19 protein-coding genes are annotated in these 22074 nt (G+C 61.4%); 7 read left to right on the forward strand and 12 right to left on the reverse strand.

Translation table 11 applies throughout. The features are described from left to right. Positions 1–155: 155 nt before the first annotated feature. The 4 genes from rpmF to mtgA all read right to left on the reverse strand — a co-directional run bounded on the left by rpmF (position 156) and on the right by mtgA (position 2715). A complete protein-coding gene (gene rpmF / locus GGD57_RS17810) occupies positions 156–341 on the reverse strand; it encodes a 50S ribosomal protein L32 (RefSeq protein ID WP_003543812.1) in 186 nt (61 codons plus the stop codon). Positions 342–497: 156 nt separating this feature from the next. After that, on the reverse strand, positions 498–1145 hold the full coding sequence (locus tag GGD57_RS17815; RefSeq protein ID WP_184471656.1) for a glutathione S-transferase family protein: 648 nt from the start codon (positions 1143–1145) through the stop codon (positions 498–500). Between the two features lie 13 nt (positions 1146–1158). Continuing rightward, a complete protein-coding gene (locus GGD57_RS17820; protein WP_184471657.1) occupies positions 1159–1881 on the reverse strand; it encodes a DUF1868 domain-containing protein in 723 nt (240 codons plus the stop codon). Positions 1882–1977: 96 nt separating this feature from the next. Beyond that, a complete protein-coding gene (gene mtgA, locus GGD57_RS17825; protein ID WP_184471658.1) occupies positions 1978–2715 on the reverse strand; it encodes a monofunctional biosynthetic peptidoglycan transglycosylase in 738 nt (245 codons plus the stop codon). A gap of 136 nt (positions 2716–2851) precedes the next feature. On the opposite strand from mtgA, the gene GGD57_RS17830 reads away from it, so the two are divergent. Next, positions 2852–3766 carry a polyprenyl synthetase family protein gene (locus GGD57_RS17830; protein WP_184471659.1) on the forward strand — a complete coding sequence of 305 codons (915 nt, stop codon included), beginning with the start codon at positions 2852–2854 and terminating at the stop codon, positions 3764–3766. 7 nt (positions 3767–3773) lie between these two features. Here GGD57_RS17830 and hisC read toward each other — a convergent pair whose 3' ends face one another. The 4 genes from hisC to GGD57_RS17850 all read right to left on the reverse strand — a co-directional run bounded on the left by hisC (position 3774) and on the right by GGD57_RS17850 (position 8336). Next, the gene (gene hisC / locus GGD57_RS17835; RefSeq protein ID WP_184471660.1) at positions 3774–4835 is read right to left on the reverse strand and encodes a histidinol-phosphate transaminase; all 1062 of its coding nucleotides are present in this window, start codon (positions 4833–4835) and stop codon (positions 3774–3776) included. 16 nt (positions 4836–4851) lie between these two features. Beyond that, complete coding sequence (gene ispG / locus GGD57_RS17840) at positions 4852–6102, reverse strand: flavodoxin-dependent (E)-4-hydroxy-3-methylbut-2-enyl-diphosphate synthase (protein WP_184471661.1); 1251 nt, start codon at positions 6100–6102, stop codon at positions 4852–4854. 199 nt (positions 6103–6301) lie between these two features. Continuing rightward, positions 6302–7495: an MFS transporter gene (locus GGD57_RS17845; RefSeq protein WP_184471662.1), complete on the reverse strand. Its 1194-nt coding sequence runs from the start codon at positions 7493–7495 to the stop codon at positions 6302–6304. 64 nt (positions 7496–7559) lie between these two features. Then, the gene (locus tag GGD57_RS17850) at positions 7560–8336 is read right to left on the reverse strand and encodes a DeoR/GlpR family DNA-binding transcription regulator (RefSeq protein WP_184471663.1); all 777 of its coding nucleotides are present in this window, start codon (positions 8334–8336) and stop codon (positions 7560–7562) included. A 208-nt stretch (positions 8337–8544) separates the two neighbouring features. Between GGD57_RS17850 and GGD57_RS17855 the strand changes: the two genes are divergently transcribed. The 4 genes from GGD57_RS17855 to GGD57_RS17870 all read left to right on the forward strand — a co-directional run bounded on the left by GGD57_RS17855 (position 8545) and on the right by GGD57_RS17870 (position 11986). Continuing rightward, the gene (locus GGD57_RS17855) at positions 8545–9414 is read left to right on the forward strand and encodes an EamA family transporter (protein WP_184471664.1); all 870 of its coding nucleotides are present in this window, start codon (positions 8545–8547) and stop codon (positions 9412–9414) included. 153 nt (positions 9415–9567) lie between these two features. Then, a complete protein-coding gene (locus GGD57_RS17860; RefSeq protein ID WP_184471665.1) occupies positions 9568–10341 on the forward strand; it encodes an amino acid ABC transporter substrate-binding protein in 774 nt (257 codons plus the stop codon). Positions 10342–10547: 206 nt separating this feature from the next. Beyond that, positions 10548–11228: an amino acid ABC transporter permease gene (locus GGD57_RS17865; RefSeq protein ID WP_184471785.1), complete on the forward strand. Its 681-nt coding sequence runs from the start codon at positions 10548–10550 to the stop codon at positions 11226–11228. Beyond that, a complete protein-coding gene (locus GGD57_RS17870) occupies positions 11225–11986 on the forward strand; it encodes an amino acid ABC transporter ATP-binding protein (protein ID WP_184471666.1) in 762 nt (253 codons plus the stop codon). Before GGD57_RS17865 ends, GGD57_RS17870 begins: the two co-directional genes overlap by 4 nt. A 158-nt stretch (positions 11987–12144) precedes the next feature. On the opposite strand, the gene GGD57_RS17875 is transcribed toward GGD57_RS17870, so the two are convergent. From GGD57_RS17875 to GGD57_RS17885, 3 genes are all read right to left on the reverse strand, one after another. After that, a complete protein-coding gene (locus GGD57_RS17875; protein WP_184471667.1) occupies positions 12145–12717 on the reverse strand; it encodes an NADPH-dependent FMN reductase in 573 nt (190 codons plus the stop codon). A gap of 268 nt (positions 12718–12985) precedes the next feature. After that, entirely contained in the window at positions 12986–16450 is a 3465-nt protein-coding gene (gene pyc, locus GGD57_RS17880; protein ID WP_184471668.1) for a pyruvate carboxylase, read from the reverse strand. Positions 16451–16666: 216 nt separating this feature from the next. Beyond that, complete coding sequence (locus tag GGD57_RS17885; protein WP_184471669.1) at positions 16667–17422, reverse strand: autoinducer binding domain-containing protein; 756 nt, start codon at positions 17420–17422, stop codon at positions 16667–16669. A gap of 318 nt (positions 17423–17740) precedes the next feature. On the opposite strand from GGD57_RS17885, the gene GGD57_RS17890 reads away from it, so the two are divergent. Then, positions 17741–19504 (forward strand): glucan ABC transporter ATP-binding protein/ permease, encoded by a 1764-nt coding sequence (locus GGD57_RS17890; RefSeq protein ID WP_184471670.1) that lies wholly within the window; start codon positions 17741–17743, stop codon positions 19502–19504. A gap of 225 nt (positions 19505–19729) precedes the next feature. Continuing rightward, positions 19730–20083: a VOC family protein gene (locus tag GGD57_RS17895; protein ID WP_184471671.1), complete on the forward strand. Its 354-nt coding sequence runs from the start codon at positions 19730–19732 to the stop codon at positions 20081–20083. A 678-nt stretch (positions 20084–20761) separates the two neighbouring features. Here GGD57_RS17895 and GGD57_RS17900 read toward each other — a convergent pair. Next, on the reverse strand, positions 20762–22000 hold the full coding sequence (locus GGD57_RS17900; protein ID WP_184471672.1) for an OpgC family protein: 1239 nt from the start codon (positions 21998–22000) through the stop codon (positions 20762–20764). Positions 22001–22074 lie beyond the last annotated feature (74 nt).

The following is a 22074-nucleotide window of genomic DNA, read 5'->3' on the forward strand; positions in this document are numbered from 1 at the left end:
CGCCCTCTCGCAGTTGCGCTTCTCTTCGTTCGCCATGACCAGCTTACGGTGGGACTTCCACCCACAAGAGTGCGCCCATGCTGGGCGCACAATGCAAAAAGGCCGGCGTGATGCCGGCCTTGAAACTTTACGATCGGACAGGCCGGATCGGAAAATTATGCGCTTTCCTTCGGCGTCAGAACCTGACGGCCGCGATACATGCCGGTCTTCAGGTCGATATGATGCGGGCGACGCAGTTCGCCGGAGTTCTTGTCTTCGACATAGGTCGGAGCCTTCAGCGCGTCTGCCGAACGGCGCATACCGCGCTTGGACGGGCTTGTTTTTCTCTTCGGTACAGCCATTTCTCTTACTCCACTTGCGGGCAAAACATTCCCACGGCCAGACTGGCGGCCGAAACGGACATGTCGCGATTTCGGAAATTTTGCGCGCTTATACATGCAAGGGGCGGCCTTGACCAGTCCCCATCCATATTTTTTGCGGAAGCGATGATTCCCGGTTCAGACTTCGTCTTCCGCCACGATCCAACGCTCGGCGCGGGCCGCCTCTTCCCATTTCCGCCAGGCCGGATGCGCCTTCATGGTCTTCATATAGGCGAGCGTATCGTCCCGGCTGACGAGGTCATAAATATCGAACCGGTTGACGACGGGCGCAAACATCGCATCCGCACCGCTGAACGCGCCAAAGAGAAACGGTCCGCCGGATTGCTGCAGCAGGCCTCGCCAGATCGTCTCGATACGATTGACATCGGCATCGACACCATCCGGCAAGACGATCCTGGCCTTTGGCCGGCGGATATTCATCGGGCAGGCGCCGCGCAGAGCCCGGAAGCCCGAGAGCATTTCCATCGACACCGAACGGGCGACCGCGCGTGCGGCACGATCGCCCGGCCAAAGACCTGCCTCCGGATAAAGCTCGGCGGCATATTCGATGATCGCCAGCGATTCCCAGATCTTCAAAGCGCCGTGCTGCAGGACCGGCACGTTGCCGCTCGGCGAAATGGCCTTGATGTCGGGATTGCCGGCGGGATAGTCGAAGGGGATCAGGACCTCCTCGAAATCGATGCCGCCGCCCGTCAGCGCCATCCAGGGTCGGAACGACCAGGAGGAATAATTCTTGTTGGCGATGTAAAGCGTCGGCCTGTCCATGGGCTTCTCCCGTTCAGGTGTTGAAATCGAAGATCAGCAATTCGTGGAAATGGTTCATGTCCTCGAACACGCAGAAGGCCGGCGGCGTCAACTCGAAAACGGGGGCCTTGCGGCGGATATCTTCGGCCACGTCGGTGAGCATAGCCTGCCAGCGAGGCAAGGCTTCGTCCTCCAGCCGTTCTATCGGATAGGCGAAGGTCATGTGAAACTTGTAGTCCTCGTGGTTCGGCTGGCGATAGCCGAGAAGATCGGCAAAGGCATTGCGCCAGGCACGCATGATCCTGCGGTCCCTTTCCGTCGCCCCGTCGACGAGCAGGCCCGACGGGCGAGCTTCGACGACGGCGACATCGAAGGGATCGGCCATCGAGAAGCCTTCGAGTCGCGCCGCCATCAGCGCGGTCATGTCGTCGATCGGCGTCTCGAGCGGAAGATCGCCCGGCCAGGCGTTCTCCCGGCGCCGGGTCTCGATGATGCCTTCGAAAAGCGTCATGTGCAGACTCGAGATCGGCGTGAACAGGAATTGCTGCGCCTCCGGCATCGCCAGATATGTTTCGCGCGCCTCGATCAGCATCGCCTGGGTCTGCGAGCCTTTCTCAACATGGCAGACGATGGTGTTGCCGGCCTCCGGCAGGAAACCTCCGACCTTGCGGTAGCGGCTGCCGAGATGAGCGGGCGGGTGCGGATTGTGTGTCTTCGAATAAACAAGAAGCTCGGGAGAATACGTCGTGACGGTCATGGGCGACTCAGGAGTTCTGATGGGACTGCGTCAGCCCATATGGCAGAACCAAGAATGTCAGATGACGCTCACCATCTCCAATAACAAGTTCCGATCTCAGTCATAGATGCACTTGATGTAGTCGCCAGAACCCTGCGCCCGCCGCTCGATCACGCCCGCAAGCCGGCGAAGACCTCGTCCGGGCTTGCCGGCATTGCGATCGATCGGGTTCGGCAGCGAAACCGCAAGCAGCGATGCCTGGCGCCGCGTCAGCTTCGAGGCCGGCACCTTGAAATGGTGCTGGGCCGCCGCCTCGATGCCGTAAATGCCGGGACCCCATTCGGCGATGTTGAGATAGATTTCCATCAGCCGCCGTTTCGACAGGACGAAATCCGTGGAGACGGCCAGCGGAAGCTCCATCGCCTTGCGCACGAAGGAGCGGCTGTTCCAGAGAAACAGGTTCTTGGCCGTCTGCATCGGGATGGTGCTGCCGCCGCGCGTCGCCTGGCCCTTCAGCGTATCCTCGACCAGCATGCGCATCTCGGCCCAGTCGACGCCGCCATGGAAGCAATATTGCCCATCCTCGGACATCATCACCGATTGCACCAGAACCGGAGAGATCTCATCTAGCGACACCCATCGACGGTCATAGCCGCGCAACAGCACGAGATCGCGCAGCATCAGCGTCGAGACCGGATGAATGAAGGGCAGCAGGTAGAAGAAGATCAGCGCATAGGGAAGGATCAGCAGGGCCAGCACCGCAAGGACAATGCGTTTCAACACACGCCGGTCTCCGAACCATCGCCGCTCGGCCGGCGCCTCGACGCTGTCCTCTATCTCTGGCGCTATATCCAATGTCCCCAGCCCGATTTCGCTCCTATCGTTCTCATAACCCCTGTGCGCCGCTTATGCCAGAGCACAGAGGGAATCTTGCCCCCGCCATCGACAATTCCGTTGCAAGCGGCTGTGCGCTCATGTCAAACAGCGCCCCATGGACGCGAACCGGGACACTTTCGAGACGAGGCTGAAGCACAACGCCCACGAAATTGAGGCGCTGCTCGACATATTGCTGTCACCAGCGACCCTTTCCGATGAAATCGCCAGACCCGAAACCCTGCGCAGCGCCATGCACTATGCCGTGCTGAACGGCGGCAAGCGGCTGCGCCCGTTCCTGGTCGTCGAAAGTGCAGCCCTTCTCGGCGGCGACGCCGGGGCGGCCCTTCGGGTCGGCGCAGCGCTGGAATGCGTCCACTGCTATTCGCTGGTGCATGACGATCTGCCGGCCATGGACGATGATGATCTGCGCCGCGGCAAACCGACGGTCCACATCAAGTTCGACGAAGCCACCGCGATCCTCGCAGGCGACAGCCTGCTGACCTATGCCTTCGACATTGTCGCCGCGCCGGAAACGGCCCTTCCCGATACGAGCAAGGCAGCGCTGGTGCTGGCTCTTGCCCGCGCTGCCGGTCTCGGCGGCATGGCGGGCGGCCAGGCGCTCGATCTTGCAGCGGAAAGACAGGCCCCCGACGAGGACGGCATCATCCGCCTGCAGGCGATGAAAACCGGTGCGCTGATCCGCTTTGCCTGCGAGGCCGGTGCCATCATCGCGGCGGGCTCACCGGACGATCGCCAGCGCCTGCGCGCCTTCGGCGAGAAGATCGGCCTTGCCTTCCAGCTCGCCGACGACATCCTCGACCTGACGTCGGACACCGCAACCATGGGCAAGGCGACCGGCAAGGATGCGGCCCGCGGCAAGGGAACGCTTGTCGCCCTGCACGGCATGGAATGGGCCGAGACCGAGCTTCGCCGGCATGTCCACGACGCCGAGGCACTGCTTGCCCCCTACGGCGCCCGCGCCTCGATCCTCACCGCCGCAGCGCGTTTCATCGCCGACCGAAAGAGCTGAGAGGCAGTCAGACTGCCAGGATCGCCTTGAGAGCGGAAACGAGACGGGCACATTCCTCGTCCGTGCCGATGCTGATGCGCAGGAAATCCGAAATACGCGGCTTGGCGAAATGCCGGATGAGAACGCCACGCTCCCGCAGGGCCGCCTGCAGCGCAGCGCCCGACCGGCTGTCGTGCTGTGCGAAAACGAAATTCGCCTGAGACGGCAGCACCTGGAAAGCCAGCGCTTCGAGTTCCCGGACGAGATCCTCCCGGCTGGCGATAAGCTTTCGCCGGCAGGTCTCGAACCATGCTTCGTCCTTGATCGCCGCCGTCGCGGCGACCTGCGCCAGACGATCGAGCGGATAGGAATTGAAGCTGTCCTTGACCCGCTCCAGCGCCTCGATCAGCTCCCGCTGCCCCAGCGCGAAACCGACGCGCAGGCCCGCAAAGGAGCGGGATTTCGACAGGGTCTGAATAACCAGCAGATTGGGATATCGGGAAATGAGCGGGATGGCGCTTTCACCGCCGAAATCGACATAGGCTTCGTCGATCACAACGACGGCGTCCGGATGGGTGGCGACAAGCGCCTCAATGTCGGCAAGCGGCAGGCCGATGCCGGTCGGCGCATTCGGATTGGGAATGATGATCGCGCCGCACGGCCTGTCGTAATCCGCCAGCCGGATCTGGAACCTGTCGTCGACAGGCACTTCGATCGCTTCGATATCGTATAGCAGGCTATAGGTCGGATAGAAGCTGTAGCTGACGTCGGGATAGAGAAGCGGCAGCTCGTGCTTCAACAGCGCCTGAAACGCATGGGCAAGGACCTCGTCGGAGCCATTGCCGACAAACACTTCCTCCGCCGTCAGACCGTGACGGGCAGCGATCGTCTCGCGCAATTCCGTGGCCGCCGGATCGGGATAGAGCCGAAGACGATCGTCCGCGGCCTGCGCGATCGCCTCGAGCGCCTTTGGAGACGGCCCATAGGGATTCTCGTTGGTGTTGAGCTTGACCAGGCCGGGAATACGGGGCTGCTCCCCCGCGACATAGGGCCGAAGCTTGCCGATGATATCAGACCAGTATCGGCTCATGCGAATTTCCGGGCCTTCATTCCGCCGCCGTCCGCTGGCCGAAGCGCTTCTCGATATAGTCGACGACGAGCGCCTCGAAATCGGCGGCGATATTGGGGCCGCGCAGCGTCAGCGCCTTCTTGCCGTCGATAAAGACGGGGGCGGCCGGCGTCTCGCCGGTGCCCGGGAGCGAAATGCCGATATCGGCGTGTTTGCTTTCCCCCGGCCCGTTGACGATGCAGCCCATGACGGCGACGTTCAGCGCTTCGACGCCCGGATATTTCTCGCGCCAGATCGGCATGTTCTTGCGGATGTCGTTCTGGATGTTCTGGGCCAGTTCCTGGAAGACTGTCGAGGTCGTGCGCCCGCAGCCGGGACAGGCGGCAACGACGGGTATGAACTGGCGGAAGCCCATGACCTGCAGGATTTCCTGCGCCACCTGGACTTCGCGCGTGCGGTCGCCGTTCGGCTCGGGCGTCAGCGACACGCGGATCGTATCGCCGATGCCCTGCTGCAGCACGAAGCCCATCGCCGCCGACGAGGCGACGATGCCCTTGGTGCCCATGCCGGCCTCGGTCAGGCCGAGATGCAAAGCATGATTGGAGCGTTCGGCGAGCATCGAATTGACGGCGATCAGGTCCTGGACCTGGCTGACCTTGGCCGACAGGATGATGCGGTTGCGCGGCAGGCCGATCTCTTCAGCAAGGGCTGCCGAAAGCAGCGCCGACTGCACGATCGCTTCACGCGTTACCTGCCGGGCCGAAAGCGGCGATCCGGCTGCGGCGTTCTGATCCATAAGCGCCGTCAAGAGATCCTGATCGAGCGAGCCCCAGTTGACGCCGATGCGCACCGGCTTGTCGTAGCGGATCGCCATCTCGATGATCTCGGCGAACTGCTTGTCCTTCTTGTCCTTGAAGCCGACATTGCCGGGATTGATGCGGTATTTCGCCAGCGCTGCCGCACAATCCGGATGATCGGCAAGCAGCTTGTGGCCGATATAATGAAAGTCGCCGATCAGCGGCACGTCCATACCGAGCCGCAGCAACCGCTCACGGATCTTCGGCACGGCAGCCGCACTCTCGTCGCGGTCGACGGTGATGCGCACCAGCTCCGAGCCCGCCCGGTGGAGGGCCGCGACCTGGGCGACGGTCGAATCGATATCGGCCGTATCGGTATTCGTCATGGATTGCACGACGACCGGCGCCCCGCCGCCGACGATAACGCCGCCGACATCGACGGCAACGGAAGCGCGGCGCGGTTTCGGATCAAAATCGGCGGCTGAAGACATGAAGAGTTCTTGCACCCCTAAAGCATGTCGCGCAAAAGTGCGCAGCGGTTTTGCGACAACGACATGCGTAAAACAAAGACCTAAAGCGCGAGGAGCGAATCTGAAAGATTGCGGCGCGCTTTAGAAACAGTGCCTTTCAGGTGGATCATGACCGCTTTCTTGTCAACCGCCCCCGATATCACTTTTGTCTGGAGGCGGCTCAATGGCCACCCCCGGAGACCCCATCGGCATAATGAGCCAGCTTGGAGAACGCCAGGACGACCAGCAACAGCACCGGCAGCGCCATGAAAACGACGGCAAAACCGATATGCTCGGCGACGAAGCCGATCAGCGACGGCGCAACCAGCATGCCGGAATACCCCATGGTCGTAACCACGGAAATGCCGATGCCGGGCTTGAGACCGGGGATATTGCCCGCCGCCGAGAAGGCGATCGGCACCATGTTGGAAATGCCGATACCGCAAAAGGCAAAGCCCAGAATGGCAAGCTCGGCATTGGGCGCCATGCCTGCAAGCAGCATGCCGACAATCGCAAACAGCGTGCAGATCCTCAGCGTCTTGACGCCGCCGAGACGATCGCGCACCAGGTCGCCGGCAAAGCGCATGATCGCCATGGTCGCCGAAAAGGCTGCGAATCCAAGACCGGAGAGCGCCACGGAGGCGTCCATTTCCTGCCGCAGATAGAGCGCGCCCCAGTCCAGGACGGCACCTTCCGGCACCATGGAGAACAAGGCCATCAATCCGAGCAGCCAGGGCAGCGGCACCATCGGCAGCTTGGTTTTTTCCTTTTTGGTATCGGGATGCGGCGGATCCGCCAGGATCATCGGCCATGCCAGAGCGAGGAAGATCGCCGCCAGCACCGTCGCCAGCTGCGCATGGCCGAGAATGCCGAGCTTGGAAATCACGATGCCGCCGAGGCCGGAACCGATCAGCCCGCCAAGGCTCCAGAAAGCGTGGCAGGACGACATGATGGCGCGGCGCATGGATTTCTCGACCGACACCGCATTGGCATTCATCGCCACATCCATCGCGCCGATGAAGCCGCCGAACAGGAAGAGCGAGATGGCCCCGGTGATCACATTCGGCGCGAGCGTCAATGCCATCAGCAGCGGCAGCACGCCAACCGCCGTCGCCCGAACGACGACACGCGAGCCGTGTCTGGCGATCTGCGCGCCGGCGATCGGCATCATGACAAGCGAGCCGAGGCCGAAGACAAGGATCATCAGCCCGAGCTCGAACTTGGAGAGATCAAGTCGCTCGGCAAAATCCGGGATTTTCGGCGCCCAGCAGCCGACGACGAAACCGTTCATGAGAAAAAGCAGGGAAACCGCCGCCCTGCTTCTGGTGATGAAGCCGCTTCGGGCTCCCCGTGGCGCACTCACATGACTGTCCATTTTCGGTCTTTCCTCACTACCGGGCTTGGGAGCGCCCGTTTTTCTCAAACTCTCTAACGGCGGCTCAGTTCGTTTTTTCAGCGATGACGGTCCTGCATCCACGCTCGCGGTAACCCGCAAGAACGGCCGGATCGGCATCGTGCTCGACAACAAGGCATTCGCAATGCGCAACCGGCAGGATGCTGTGCGGCGCAGCCGTGCCGAACTTCTCCGAGGTGACCGCCGCCAGCACTTTTCTGCTCCTCGATGCGGCAAACCGCTTGAATTCGGCATCTTCGAAGCCGAACGCGGTGATGCCGGCTTCGAGATCGACGCCGCAAGCGCCGAGAATGCAGAGATCGGGTGAAATCTGCTCCATATCCCGCAAGGCCTTGGCGCCGAGCGCCCCGCCCGTCTGCCGGTCCACCATGCCGCCGATCAGGATGACGTTGACGGCAGGCTTGTCGATGAGCGCTGCGGCAATCACCGGCGCATTCGTCGCGGCTGTCAATTCGAGTTCGGCCGGCAAGGCATTGGCAATTGCCAGATTGGTGCTGCCGGCATCGAAAAACACGCACGAACCGGCAGCGATCTGCTCGGCCGCAGCGCGCGCCAGCGCCTGCTTCCGATCGGCGGCAAAACCGACGCGCTGCGTCAGGCTTCCGTGCGCCGGCGAAACCGGCAATGCGCCGCCGTAAACTCGCTCGCAAAGGCCCGCCGCCGCCATTTCGCGCAGATCGCGCCGCACCGTATCCTCGGAGACGCCGAATTCGAGCGCAAGTTCCGCCGCCAGCACGCGGCCATTGAGCCGCAGCCTGTCCGAAATTACGCCCTGACGCTCTCGCAACAAAAAATCCTGCATGTTTCTACCGGGTGAATATCGCAAATACGTAAAACGTGCATAAACACTGATGAACGTGCAGGCAATATGCGCGATCACACGTTTTCTGACATTAGGAAACAAAGCGCCACCGGAGCGACATATCGCCTCTTGACCGGTTCAGGGCCGGAGAATATCGATCTGATATTCTCAGGTCCCCGCCGCCATACCGCCATCTGGTGCATTCCCCGTGAAAAACTCCGTCAGCCTGGGCATTCTGCTCACGAGCGTCGCCTATATGGCGTTCACCTTCCATGACGTGATCATCAAGATCCTGACTTCAACCATTCCGGTCTGGCAGATCCTGTTTTTTCGCAGCCTCACCATCCTGCTCGGTTGTCTCGCCTATGGCCGCGGTAAGCTCATCCACCAAACGATGACATCCCCGATCATCAAGCCGATGATCCTCCGCAGCATCCTTCTTCTCTCTGCCTGGCTTTCCTATTATTCCGCCGCAAGCCGCCTGCAGCTGGCCGAAGTGACCACGCTTTATTACGCCGCACCCGTCGTCGGCACCGTGCTTGCATGGCTCATCCTGAAGGAAGAGGTCACACCGGCGCGCTGGCTTGCCGTCGGTGCCGGCTTCGTCGGCGTGCTCATTGCCTGCAACCCCATCGGCCTCACCATCTCCTGGCCGGTCTACCTGGCGCTGCAGGCAGCCGTTCTCTGGGCCGCCGCCATGGTCCTGCTGCGCAAGACCTCGCTGCATGAGAAGACCATCGTCCAGCTAACCGTCTCCAATGTCTTCTTCCTGCTCATGACCGGTGTTGCGGTTCTCTACACCTGGCGGACGCCCGACATGACGCAGCTGGCGCTTCTCGTCGCCACCGGCGTCGTCGCCGGCTTGGCGCAGGTCGCCCTCTTCGAAGGCATGCGCCGGGCGCCCGTCTCCGTGCTTGCGCCATTCGAATATACCTCTCTCGTCTGGGCCTTCCTCCTCGGCTACCTGATCTGGGCCGATCTCCCCACGCAGAATGTCATTGCCGGCGCATGCATGATCCTCGGGGCCGGATTGATCATCATCATCAGCGAAAGGCTGCGCCGCCGCGTCGCGGTTTGATGCGTATTTTCCAAGGGATTCCCGGCCCAACCGGCCGCTTGAGAAAAATATTTGCAGTTGCTGCTTTTATTCGCAGTTTTTTACGCTTCCGGCGCCCTAGTTTTCTGCGAACTATCCCTCATCCGATAACAACCTCCCAAGGATGGATAAACAATGAACTGGCTGAAAACCGTCGCCGCCGCTGCTCTCATTCAGGCTGCGGCCCTCCTGCCCGCCCATGCCGGCGAAAACCTCGCCGCCATCAAATCGGCCGGCGTCTTCAAGATCGGCACCGAAGGCACCTATGCGCCCTTCACCTATCATGACGAAAGCGGCAAGCTCGTCGGCTTCGACGTCGAGATCGGCGAGGCCATCGCCGCCAAGCTCGGCGTCAAGGCCGAGTTCGTCGAAGGCAAGTGGGACGGCCTGATCGCCGGCCTCGACGCCAAACGCTACGACACCGTCATCAACCAGGTCGGCATCACCGAAGCCCGCAAGCAGAAATACGATTTCTCCGAGCCTTATATCGCTTCCAAGGCCGTGCTGATCGTCCGCGACGGCGACGACAGCATCAAGACCTTCGCCGACCTGAAGGGCAAAAAGTCCGCCCAGTCGCTGACCAGCAACTTCGGCAAGCTCGCAACCGAAGCCGGCGCCGAACTCGTCGGCACCGATGGCTTCGATCAGTCGATCCAGCTGGTGCTGACCAAGCGCGCCGACGCCACGATCAACGATAGCCTGTCCTTCCTCGATTTCAAGAAGCACAAGCCGGACGCGCCGGTAAAGATCGCCGCCCAGGAAGAAAATGCCGATTACTCCGGCGTCATCATCCGCAAGAACGAACCGGAGCTGCTGGAAGCGATCAACAAGGCGCTTGCCGACATCAAGGCCGACGGCACCTACAAGAAGATCGCCGATAAATATTTCGGCCAGGACGTCTCGAAGTAAGCTTCATTCAAAAAAGTCCCCTCCCCAACCCCTCCCCACAAGGGGGAGGGGCTTTCTGCCGCCCCGCTTCACGATCGAAGGCGCGAAGCTGCGGGACAGACGCCATTTTGGGGTCGGACGGTGCATCCTCCAAGCCTCTCCCCCTTGTGGGGAGGGGTTGGGGAGGGGTACACCTCAGACACACCAATCCATGAGAGGGAATGTCCTTGCCGCACTGGCTCCAACTGATGGCGGAATCGCTTCCCTCGCTTCTCTGGGCGGGGCTGATCTTCACTATCCCCCTCACGCTGCTGTCCTTCGCCTTCGGCCTGATCCTCGGCCTGATCACCGCGATCGCCCGCCTTTTCGGCCCCGCGCCTGTTGCAGCCGTCGCCCGCTTCTATGTCTGGGTGATCCGCGGCACGCCGCTGCTCGTCCAGCTCTTCGTGATCTTCTACGGCCTGCCGAGCATCGGCATCCTGCTCGATGCCTTTCCCGCCGCCCTTATCGGTTTTACGCTGAATATCGGCGCCTATAGTTCCGAAATCATCCGCGCCGTCATCTCCTCCGTGCCGAAGGGCCAATGGGAGGCGGCCTATTCGATCGGCATGAGCTGGCGTCAGGCGATGAGCCGCACCATCCTGCCGCAGGCGGCCCGTGTCGCCGTGCCGCCGCTGTCGAACACCTTCATTTCGCTGGTCAAGGATACCTCGCTTGCCGCCGCCATCACCGTGCCGGAACTCTTCCAGGCAGCGCAGCGCATCGTCGCCACCACCTATGAGCCGCTGATCCTTTATATCGAGGCGGCGTTGCTCTATCTCGTGCTCAGCTCCGTTCTCTCGCAGCTGCAGGTGCGGCTCGAGCGCCGCTTCGCGCGTTACGGCGGCATGCTGGAGGCCAATGCATGATCGAGCTTTCCAACATCGAAAAGCGCTTCGGCGACGCCGTCATCCTGAAGGATATCAGCATTCGCATTCCCGAAGGCAGCGTCACCGCGCTGGTCGGGCCGTCCGGCGGCGGCAAGAGCACGCTGCTGCGCTGCATCAACCTGCTCGAAATCCCCACATCGGGTTCCATCCGCCTCGGGGAGGAAAGGCTGAGCTTTGCACCGGGCAAACGAACGAGCTGGCAGGCGATCCAGAAGATCCGCCGCCAGACCGGCATGGTCTTCCAGAACTTCCAGCTTTTCCCGCATCAGACCGCGATCGAAAATGTCATGGAGGGCCTGGTGACAGTCTTGAAGTGGCCGAAGGAAAAGGCCCGCGAACGCGCGATGGAGCTGCTGACCAAGGTCGGCATGGCACACAAGACCGATGCCTGGCCATCGACGCTCTCAGGCGGCCAGCAGCAGCGTGTGGCGATTGCTCGCGCCTTGGCGCCGTCGCCGCGCGTGCTTCTTTGCGACGAACCGACCTCGGCCCTCGATCCGGAGCTTTCGGCAGAAGTCGTCGATGTTCTGGGCCAGCTTGCCCGTGAAGGCACGACGATGGTGATGGCGACCCACGATCTCAGGCTTGCCTCGAAGATCGCCAATGACGTCGTCTTCCTGGAAGCCGGAAACGTAGTGGAAACGGGCAGCGCCAGGGCAATCTTCACCGCGCCGGAGCGCGAACGCACCAAGCGCTTCATCTCGACGATCAACGCCGCCCATACCTACGATATCTGAACTTGTCTCACGTGAATCATGATTCACGTGAGACGCTTTGTCTAAAGCACGTCGCGTCAAATTTGATTCATGTGACGTGCTTTAGGTCTTTGTTTTTACGCATGTCGTTGTCGCAAAACCGCGGCACACTTTGCGCGACATGCTCTAAGCGACCTGCCTCAGGCCGAGGTGACGACGGAGCGCGCAGCCTTCAGCGCATTGCCCCACCAGGTGATCTGGTCGAGCAGGTTCTTGGCAGCCTCGTTGAGATGCGCGTAATCGCCAAGGCTCTTGCCTTCCTTGAGAACGGCAAGATATTCGCTAAAGGCGATGTGAACGCCGGTCTTGACGGAAGCGGCGCTCATTTCCACGAAGATCAGACGAAGCTGCTCGACCGCACGTGCGCCGCCGACGCCGCCATAACCGACGAAACCGACCGGCTTCTGGATGAATTCGCCGAGATCGATCGCGTTCTTCAAAACCGCCGTCGGCGCATGGTTGTATTCGGCGACAGTGAATATGAAACCGTCGAATTCGCGCAGCTTCTTCTTCCAGCGCTCGGCGGATTCGCTTTCCGCCGTCGTGGCGCGCTCTTCGCCGAAGAAATGCATGGGATAGTCGAGAAGATCGAGAATCTCGACTTCGAGATCGGAGCGTTGGCCGACCAGTTCGGCGATCCACTTGGCCGGATGTTCGGCGAAACGGCCAATACGCGTGCTGCCGACAATGACGGCAATCTTCAGCTTGCTCATGGGGTTCTTTCCTGTTGAACGGCGGGGTCGCTGGAGCGCCGCGTCCGACAGGGCACACCATGGACGCTCCTTGACCAGCGTATAATCCTTTGGAGTTAGACGCCGGATTTTGTTTTAGGAAAGAAGCGTCATGCCCGGCAAGCCGGAAACACTGCGAAACGCGTGAAAGTCCCCCATTCCCATCGACCGGTCGCACACAATCGAGTGATCACGGCAAAGTGGGTGGGCTGCCGGAACGAGGCTTCGATCGCTCCGGCAGCCGAGCTGTTTAGCCGCCATAGACGACGAGCAGGTCCTTGGCGTCGATCTGGTCGCCGGCACGCACCAGCACCTCGGAAATCGTGCCGTCCTTTTCCGCATGCAACGCCGTTTCCATCTTCATCGCCTCGATGGAGACCAGCACGTCGCCGGCGCTGACGGCCTGGCCTGAAGAGACGAAGACACGGCTGATGACGCCCGGCATCGGGGCACCGACATGGACGGCATTGCCGGGTTCGGCCTTGCGGCGGACCGCAGCCCCCGTTGCCCCATGCGCCCGGTCCGGCACCTTGATGCGGCGCGGCTGGCCGTTGAGTTCGAAGAAGATGGTCACCATGCCCTGGCTGTCGGTGGCGCTCATCGCCTGGTTGACGATGACGAGCGTCTTGCCGCGTTCGATATCGGCAAACAGCTCCTCGCCGTCGGCAAGCCCGTAGAAATAGGCGGGCGTCGGCAGCACCGAGACCGGACCATAGGTGTCGGAGGCCAGCGCGAAGTCGGTGAACACCTTCGGATACATCAGGTAGGAGGCGAATTCGAAGTCGCTGACCTCGCGCTCCAGCTTGGTCTCGATCACCTTGCGCTCGGCATCGAGATCGGCCTCCTTCAGCAGCGAGCCCGGACGCACCGTATAGGGCTTGTCACCCTTCAGCGCCTTCTTCTGCAGCGCTTCCGGCCATCCCGACGGCGGCTGGCCGAGATCGCCCTTCAGCATCGACACCACCGATTCCGGGAAGGAGACTTCGCGGTCCGGGCTGACGACATCGGCAACCGTGAGATCCTGGCTGACCATCATCAGCGCCATGTCGCCGACCACCTTGGAGGACGGCGTCACCTTGACGATATCGCCGAACATCTGGTTAGCGTCGGCATAGGCCTGCGCCACCCGATGCCAGCGGGTCTCCAGACCCAGCGAACGGGCCTGTTCCTTGAGGTTGGTGAACTGGCCGCCCGGCATTTCGTGAAGATAGACTTCGGATGCCGGACCCTTGAGGTCGCTTTCGAAGGCGGCATACTGGTTGCGCACCGCTTCCCAATAGAAGGAGACGCGGCGGATCCATTCCGGATCGAGGCCCGGATCGCGCTCGGAACCGCGCAGCGCCTCGACGATCGAACCGAGACAGGGCTGCGAGGTATTGCCGGATAGAGCATCCATCGCCGCATCGACGGCATCGACGCCGGCATCGACGGCGGCAAGAACGGTCGCTGCCGCAATCCCCGACGTATCATGGGTGTGGAAATGGATCGGCAGGCCGGTCGCCTCGCGCAGCGCCTTGAACAGCACCTTCGCTGCCGCAGGCTTCAGCAGACCCGCCATATCCTTGAGCGCGATGATATGCGCGCCGGCCTTTTCGAGCTCGACGGCAAGGTCGGTGTAATATTTGAGATCGTATTTCGGGCGGGCCGAGTTGAGGATATCGCCGGTATAGCAGATCGCCGCCTCGCAGAGCTTGTTCTCCTCGGCAATCGCATCCATCGACACCCGCATGTTCTCGACCCAGTTCAGGCAGTCGAAGACACGGAAGAGATCGATGCCGCCCTTGGCCGCCTGGCGGACGAAATATTTGACGACATTGTCGGGATAGTTGGTGTAGCCGACGCCGTTGGCGCCGCGCAGCAGCATCTGCAGCAGCAGGTTCGGCGCGCCCTCGCGGATCAGCGCCAGCCGCTCCCACGGATCTTCCGTCAGGAAGCGCATCGAGACGTCGAAGGTGGCGCCGCCCCAGCATTCGAGCGACAGCAGGTTCGGCAGCGCATGCGCATAGGTGCCGGCGATGCGGGCGATGTCATAGGTGCGCATGCGGGTGGCGAGCAGCGACTGGTGGCCGTCGCGCATCGTCGTGTCGGTCAAGAGCACGCGCTTCTCGTTGCGCATCCATTCGCCGAACTTCTTCGGGCCGAGCGTGTCGAGCAACTGCTTGGTGCCGTCCTTGACGCCATTGCCGTTGCTGTAGGGCACCACCGGTTCGGCAGCATTCTCCAGCGGCCTCGGCCGGTCCTTGGCCTCTGGATGGCCGTTGACGGTGACGTCGGCGAGATAGGTCAAGAGCTTCGTCGCGCGGTCCTGGCGCTTGACCTGCTGGAACAGTTCCGGCGTCGTATCGATGAAGCGTGTGGTGTAGCTGTTGTCGCGGAATTTCGGGTGGCCGATGATCGCTTCGAGGAAGGTCAGGTTGGTGGCGACGCCGCGAATGCGGAATTCGCGCAGCGCCCGGTCCATACGGGAGATCGCTTCGGACGGGTTCGGCGCCCAGGCCGTCACCTTGACGAGCAGCGGGTCGTAATAGCGGGTGATGATGGCGCCGGAATAGGAGGTGCCGCCATCGAGACGGATGCCGAAACCGGAGGCCGAGCGATAGGCGGTGATGCGGCCGTAATCCGGAATGAAGTTGTGTTCCGGATCTTCCGTGGTGATGCGGCACTGCAGCGCATGGCCGTTGAGACGGATGTCGGCCTGAGCCGGAACGCCTGATTCCGGCGTGCCGATCGCATAGCCGTCGAGGATGTGGATCTGCGCCTTGACGATATCGATGCCGGTGACGACTTCGGTCACCGTGTGCTCGACCTGGATGCGCGGATTGACCTCGATGAAGTAGAATTTGCCGGTATCGGCATCCATCAGGTATTCGACGGTGCCGGCGCCGATGTAATTGGTCGCCGCCGCGATCTTCAGCGAATAGGCGGCAAGCTCCTGGCGCTGCGCTTCCGAGAGGTAGGGTGCAGGCGCGCGCTCGACGACCTTCTGGTTACGGCGCTGGATCGAGCAGTCACGCTCGAAGAGATGCACGACATTGCCGTGCGTGTCGCCGAGGATCTGGCTTTCGACGTGGCGGGCGCGCTCGACGAGCTTTTCCAGATAGACCTCGTCCTTGCCGAAGGCGGCCATCGCCTCGCGCTTGGCCTCGGTCACCTCGCGGGCGAGATCCTTCGGATCGCGGATCGCGCGCATGCCGCGGCCGCCGCCGCCCCAGGAAGCCTTCAGCATGACCGGATAACCGATGTCTTCGGCCATCTTCGCAACCACGGCCATATCGTCCGGCAGCGGCTCGGTGGCCGGCACCACAGGCACGCCGACCGAGATCGCGAGGTTGCGCGCCGCAACCTTGTTGCCGAGTTGACGCATCGTATCGCCCTTCGGGCCGATGAAGATGATGCCGGCCTTGTTGCAGGCATCGACGAATTCGGGGCTTTCCGACAGCAGGCCGTAGCCCGGGTGGATCGCATCGGCGCCCGAAAGCTTGGCGACACGGATCACTTCGTCGATCGACAGATAGCTTTCGATCGGCCCGAGATCGCGCGCAAGATGCGGGCCGCGGCCGACCTGATAGCTCTCGTCCGCCTTGAAGCGGTGCAGCGCCAGCTTGTCCTCTTCCGCCCAGATCGCCACCGTTTTTATTCCAAGCTCGTTGGCCGCGCGGAACACGCGAATGGCAATTTCGGAGCGATTGGCAACGAGTATCTTGGAAATGGGCAAAACGGTCTCCTCAGACGTTCAGACGCGGGCATGCTGCACCCGCGAAGGAAATTCTTAACTTCTTGTCACAGGAAGTTCAATTTCTCTTGCGACTGCGAAATGCAATTTCTCGCCATTCCGGATGAGAATAATGCCGGCCCGGATCGGGTTAAATCTGAATCCCTATCTAAATCAAGGAAGTAGCGTGAGAACCGTTCATAGTTTCGCGATCGCGCTCTAGCGTATCAGGCCGTGACGGAAGGCGAGCGCCACCGCCTGCTGCCGGTTTTTCGCCTTCAGCTTGTTCTGCAAGCCGTTCATATACCAGTCGACGGTATGGTTTGAGATCTTCAGCATCTTGCTGATTTCTATCGAGGTCATGCCTTCGGCGAGGTAATGCAGGATTTCCATTTCACGTCGCGTCAGCGGCGTTTCGGCCGGCAGCACGGTTTCCAGCGCCTGCGCCTCGCCCTTCAATTCAAGCAATCGCCAGAAGGACTTGCGCGCCACCGCCTCGAACAGGGCGATCTCCATCGGCGACAGATCGACAGGCTTGCCGGCGAGACTGAGGCTGCCGAGAATGCCATTCCGCCCGTGGATCGGGAAGATATAACCGTCTTCCAGCCCGTGACCGAAAGCATCGACCATCATCTGCTCCATACGGCGCTGCTGGCCATCCTTGCGGAAGGCGGCCAGGCTTTCCCGCCAGCCGAAAGGCCGCTGGGCATGGGCGAGATAGCGCACCATCGGATCGATCAGGACATATTTTTTCGCAGTATAGATTTGCGGCCATTGTTCCGGCCAGCGGCCGGCAAGCGCCGCAGCCCAGGGTTCTGGATTCTTCTGAGCCGGATTCTGCGGCAAATGGCGCAGCAAACCGTAATATTCGAAGCCGGAAGCGTGAATGACATGCTCAAGTTCGGTCACGACAGCCTGAGGATTTGACGCTTCTCCCAGAATTATAAGCAATTGAATTAACGAATTAATATTCACAAATTGCCCCTTGCCCGGACTGGTGCCCGCATCGAGGCCGTCGGCGGCTTTCAAATGGGTCGCGAAACGGTCTTCTTCAAAAAATGCAGTCTCTAATTTAATGCTGCGCTAAACATTTATTAAAATGCAAGCGCAAATTGCCGCGGGGTATAGCCGAGCAGCAACCTGAACGCCAGGATTATCTCGCTGCACCCTGGGATAGCACGATCGGGTTAGGCGGCGCAGGATTGAAGCCTGAATAGGCCGTTAATCGCCGGTTCAGGTAATCTTTTGTAGCATCGCATCATCCCGTTTTCGCAGATGCACAAGAGGTTCGACGTGACGCTATTCAAGGTCTATGCAAGAGCTCTGCGCTATCTCAGCGCCTACAAGCTGCGCGTATCCCTGGTCGTGGTCGCAAACATCGTTCTGGCGACGATTACCATCGCGGAGCCGATCCTGTTCGGTCGCATTATCGATGCGATTTCCGGCAAAGGTGAGGTCAAGCCTATCCTGTTCATGTGGGCGGCGTTCGCGGTTTTCAACACCTTTGCCTTCGTCCTGGTCGCCCGCGAGGCCGACCGGCTGGCCCATGGCCGCCGGGCAACGCTGCTGACGGAAGCCTTTGGCCGCATCATTTCCATGCCGCTCGGCTGGCACCATCAGCGCGGCACGTCCAACGCGCTGCATACATTGCTGCGCGCCTGCGAAACGCTGTTCGGCCTCTGGCTGGAATTCATGCGCAACCACCTGTCGACGGTCATCGCGCTCGCCCTTCTGATCCCGACCGCAATGTCGATGGATCTGCGCCTTTCCGCCGTGCTGATGGTGCTCGCCATCGCCTACTGGCTGATCGGCCGCGTCGTCATGAGCCGCACCAAAGACGGCCAAGCTTCGGTCGAAAACCATTATCACACCGTCTTCTCGCATGTCAGCGACTCGATCAGCAACGTTTCGGTACTGCACAGCTACAACCGCATCGAGGCTGAAACCAAGGCTCTGAAATCCTTCGCCGACCGTCTGCTCGAAGCCCAGTATCCGGTGCTCGACTGGTGGGCGATTGCCAGTGCGCTGAACCGCATGGCTTCGACCATTGCCATGATGGTGGTCCTGATCATCGGCACCATGCTCGTCCAGGCCGGCCAGCTGCGCGTCGGCGACGTCATCGCCTTCATCGGCTTCGCCAACCTGCTGATCGGCCGCCTCGACCTGATGCGCCAGTTCGCCACGCAGATTTTCGAGGCCCGCTCCAAGCTCGAGGAATTCTATGCGCTCGAAGACTCGGTGCGTGACCGCGAAGAGCCGGCCGGCAACGGCGAGATCAAGGACGTCAAGGGTGCGATCGAGTTCCGCGACGTCTCCTTCGGCTTCGGCAACTCCTCGCAGGGCCTGCACAATGTCTCCTTCTCGGTGAAGGCAGGCCAGACGGTCGCAATCGTCGGCCCGACCGGTGCCGGCAAGACGACGCTCGTCAACCTGCTGCAGCGCGTCTACGATCCACAGGACGGCAAGATCCTCGTCGACGGCACCGATATCACCAAGGTGACCCGCAAGTCGCTGCGTCGCCACATCGCCACCGTCTTCCAGGATGCCGGCCTGCTGAACCGCTCGATCAGCGACAACATCCGCCTCGGCCGCGAAGGAGCCAGCGAAGAAGAAATGCGCCGTGCGGCCGAAGCCGCCGCCGCCGCCGACTTCATCGAGACCCGTGAGGATCGCTACGATACCCATGTCGGCGAACGCGGCAACAAGCTCTCCGGCGGCGAGCGCCAGCGCATCGCCATTGCCCGCGCCATCCTCAAGGACGCGCCGATCCTGGTGCTCGACGAGGCGACCTCGGCGCTCGACGTCGAGACCGAAAACCGCGTCAAGACGGCGATTGACAATCTGCGAGAGAACCGCACCACCTTCATCATCGCCCACCGCCTGTCGACGGTCCGCGAAGCCGATATGGTGCTCTTCCTGGATGACGGCCGCGTCGTCGAACAGGGCAGCTTCGACGAGCTCAGCCACAGCAACGGCCGCTTCGCCGCCCTGCTGCGCGCCAGCGGCATCCTGACGGACGAAGAGGTCCGCAAGGCCCACGCGACCGAAGCCGCCTGATCGGTTCGGATTTCCAAACAAAGGCCGGAAGGAGCGATCCTTCCGGCCTTTTTGTTTGGTGACGTTCATACACGACGCTTTAGGACTTTGCCTCCTCCCCGGAACCACGGCGGAAGACCACGCATTAGCCACACGGCACAGCCTCTCCATTGAGATCAAGACAGATTGATCCCCCTGCCGTTCTTCCCTAACCTCCTGCTGTCCCCAAGCACAGGAGAAAAACCCATGACGGTCCTGCGCCTCGTCGCCAATATCCAAGCCCCCGACATCACGCCGGCCCGGCGTTTCTATCAGGAGATCCTCGGTCTCGACGTGCTGATGGACCACGGCTGGATCACCACCTACGGCGCCGCGCGACCGATGAACATCCAGCTCAGCATCGCGAGCGAAGGCGGTTCCGGAACCCCGGTCCCGGATCTCTCCATCGAGGTCGACGATCTCGATGCCGTGTTCGAGGCAATGTCGGCTGCCGGCTTTCCGATCGAATACGGCCCGGCTGACGAGCCTTGGGGCGTCAGGCGCTTCTATGTCAGGGATCCCCTGGGCAAGCTGGTGAACATTCTCGTCCAATCGGGATAGGGGGGAGCCTGTTGGCTCCGCCCCTCCCACACCACCCGGCATGCGGGTCCGCACCGGGCGGTTGGAGCAGTTGAAGTCGTCGGGCTCGTCGTTCTCCCGGCCTGACGCTTGGCTTTGCTTAGTCTGGTTCGGCGGATTTGATTTCTCGCTGCCGTGACCCTTCGGGCTTCACCCTACCTGCCAGATCGGCGAGCTTCGCTGGCGCGACCATCTGAGACCATTCAAATCCGATAACCATCGGCTTCCCCTTCCGCTCCTTCGGCCCTTCGTTTGCGCCAAGGCGCTCCCTACTACGGCCTCTGCTGACTTCTCGCTCCGGCTCAGCACCGTCGCCCTTTCAAGCGCAAAGCGAGATCTCCCCAGGTAAGAACGCACTCCTTCACTGCACGACCGCCGGATTTACGCCACCGCCCCTTGGTCACGAGAGCTTTGCGGTCATTAGCCCGCTCGCCCTGGTCGGCACCGCCTCATATCCGGTTCTTGTCCATCGGCCCGCAGTTGCGATCCACGCTTCCTCCCCACGGTCAGTCACCCTTCCGCAGTTGCGCTTCTCTTCGCTCGCCATGACCAGCTTACGGTGGGACTTACACCCACAAGAGTGCGCCCATGCTGGGCGCACTAAAAATTGAGCCGGCGGCCATTCGGCCACCGGCTCTTAAGCAGGCAAAACCCAATTGTTTATTTCCGATCGCTTCCACGATAGGCATTTGCCGCTCCGCCGATGCGGACGGGAACCGTGATAGCGGCGGGCTCGGTGACCAGTTTCGCCTTGACCTTGCCCTCGCGGCGCTTGCGCTCGAGATAATAGGCATAGGCGAATTGTATTGCGATACCTGATATCACGAAGAGCGGACCGACCAGCGGATCCTTGTTGGTGATGTAGAGCACCACCTGCCCGATCATGGCGAGGATTGTGCCGGCGACGAAGATGTTCAGCGAATGGCGACCGAGGATCGTCAACGGATGGTGCGCGGGACGGCGCAGAATGCGCGAGAATACCGGAATGCTGATGACGAGATAGGTCAGCGCCAGCACGTGCAGCAGCCGTGGCAGCGACAGGAAGGTTTTGTCGAAACCGGTGATGACAGGCGGCAGGCCGAGCGCGGCCAGCGAGTTGCCGAAGACCCAGAGATGGCCGGTCACCCAGATGAAAGACAGCGCGACATAAGCGGCCGCGGCCGCAAGCACCAGCGGATGCCGCGGGATCGTGCCACCGCGCTTGATATGCAGCATCGAAACGATGCCGATCGAAAACAGGAACTGCCAGGAAAGCGGATTGAGGAACCAGTAGCTTTCGATCAGCATGTTGTGCGGCGCCACCTGGTAGATGCCGGCCAGCAGCCAGACCGTGCCGGAGACGCCGAGCGCCAGCAGCGGGCTGCGCGCATTCAAGAGCAGGATGATCGGCACCATCAGCATCAGCGCGCCGTACATCGGCAGGATATTGTTGTAGCCGATCTGGTGGCCAAGCAGCAGCAGCGCCGGAATGCCTTCCTTCAGGTTCATCAGCACTGCCAGGATGTTGATCTCGACCAGCAAACCCGGCCGGTGAAACAGCCAGGCGCCGCAGATGAACAGCGCCAGCGTCATGAAGGTGGTGATCATATGGGCGAGATAGAGCGTGAAGGCGCGCTTGACCGCCTTGATCGCCATGTTGAGCCGGTTGCCCGGCCGGAAGCCGGAACCATAGGCAAGGCCGACGGCAATGCCCGAGATCAGCACGAAGGCCTCGGCGGCATCGGAGAAACCGAAATTCTTCGTCGTCACATATTCGAAAATCTGTCCGGGAACATGATTGATGAAAATCATGATCAGCGCCACGCCGCGCAAGACGTCGAGCCTCGTATCACGCATTGGCGCAGCTGCGGATAGGGAACTGCGCCCAGCGACGATGGCTTCGGTCGGCGTGCTTGCCATGAGTCTCTCCTTGTCATCCGATTTGCAAACGCGACGACGGCCAAAAGGGTTCCCTTTTGGCCGTCGCGAATCGC

Origin of the sequence: Rhizobium esperanzae, assembly GCF_014197615.1 — a bacterium.
Lineage (GTDB): Bacteria > Pseudomonadota > Alphaproteobacteria > Rhizobiales > Rhizobiaceae > Rhizobium > Rhizobium esperanzae_A.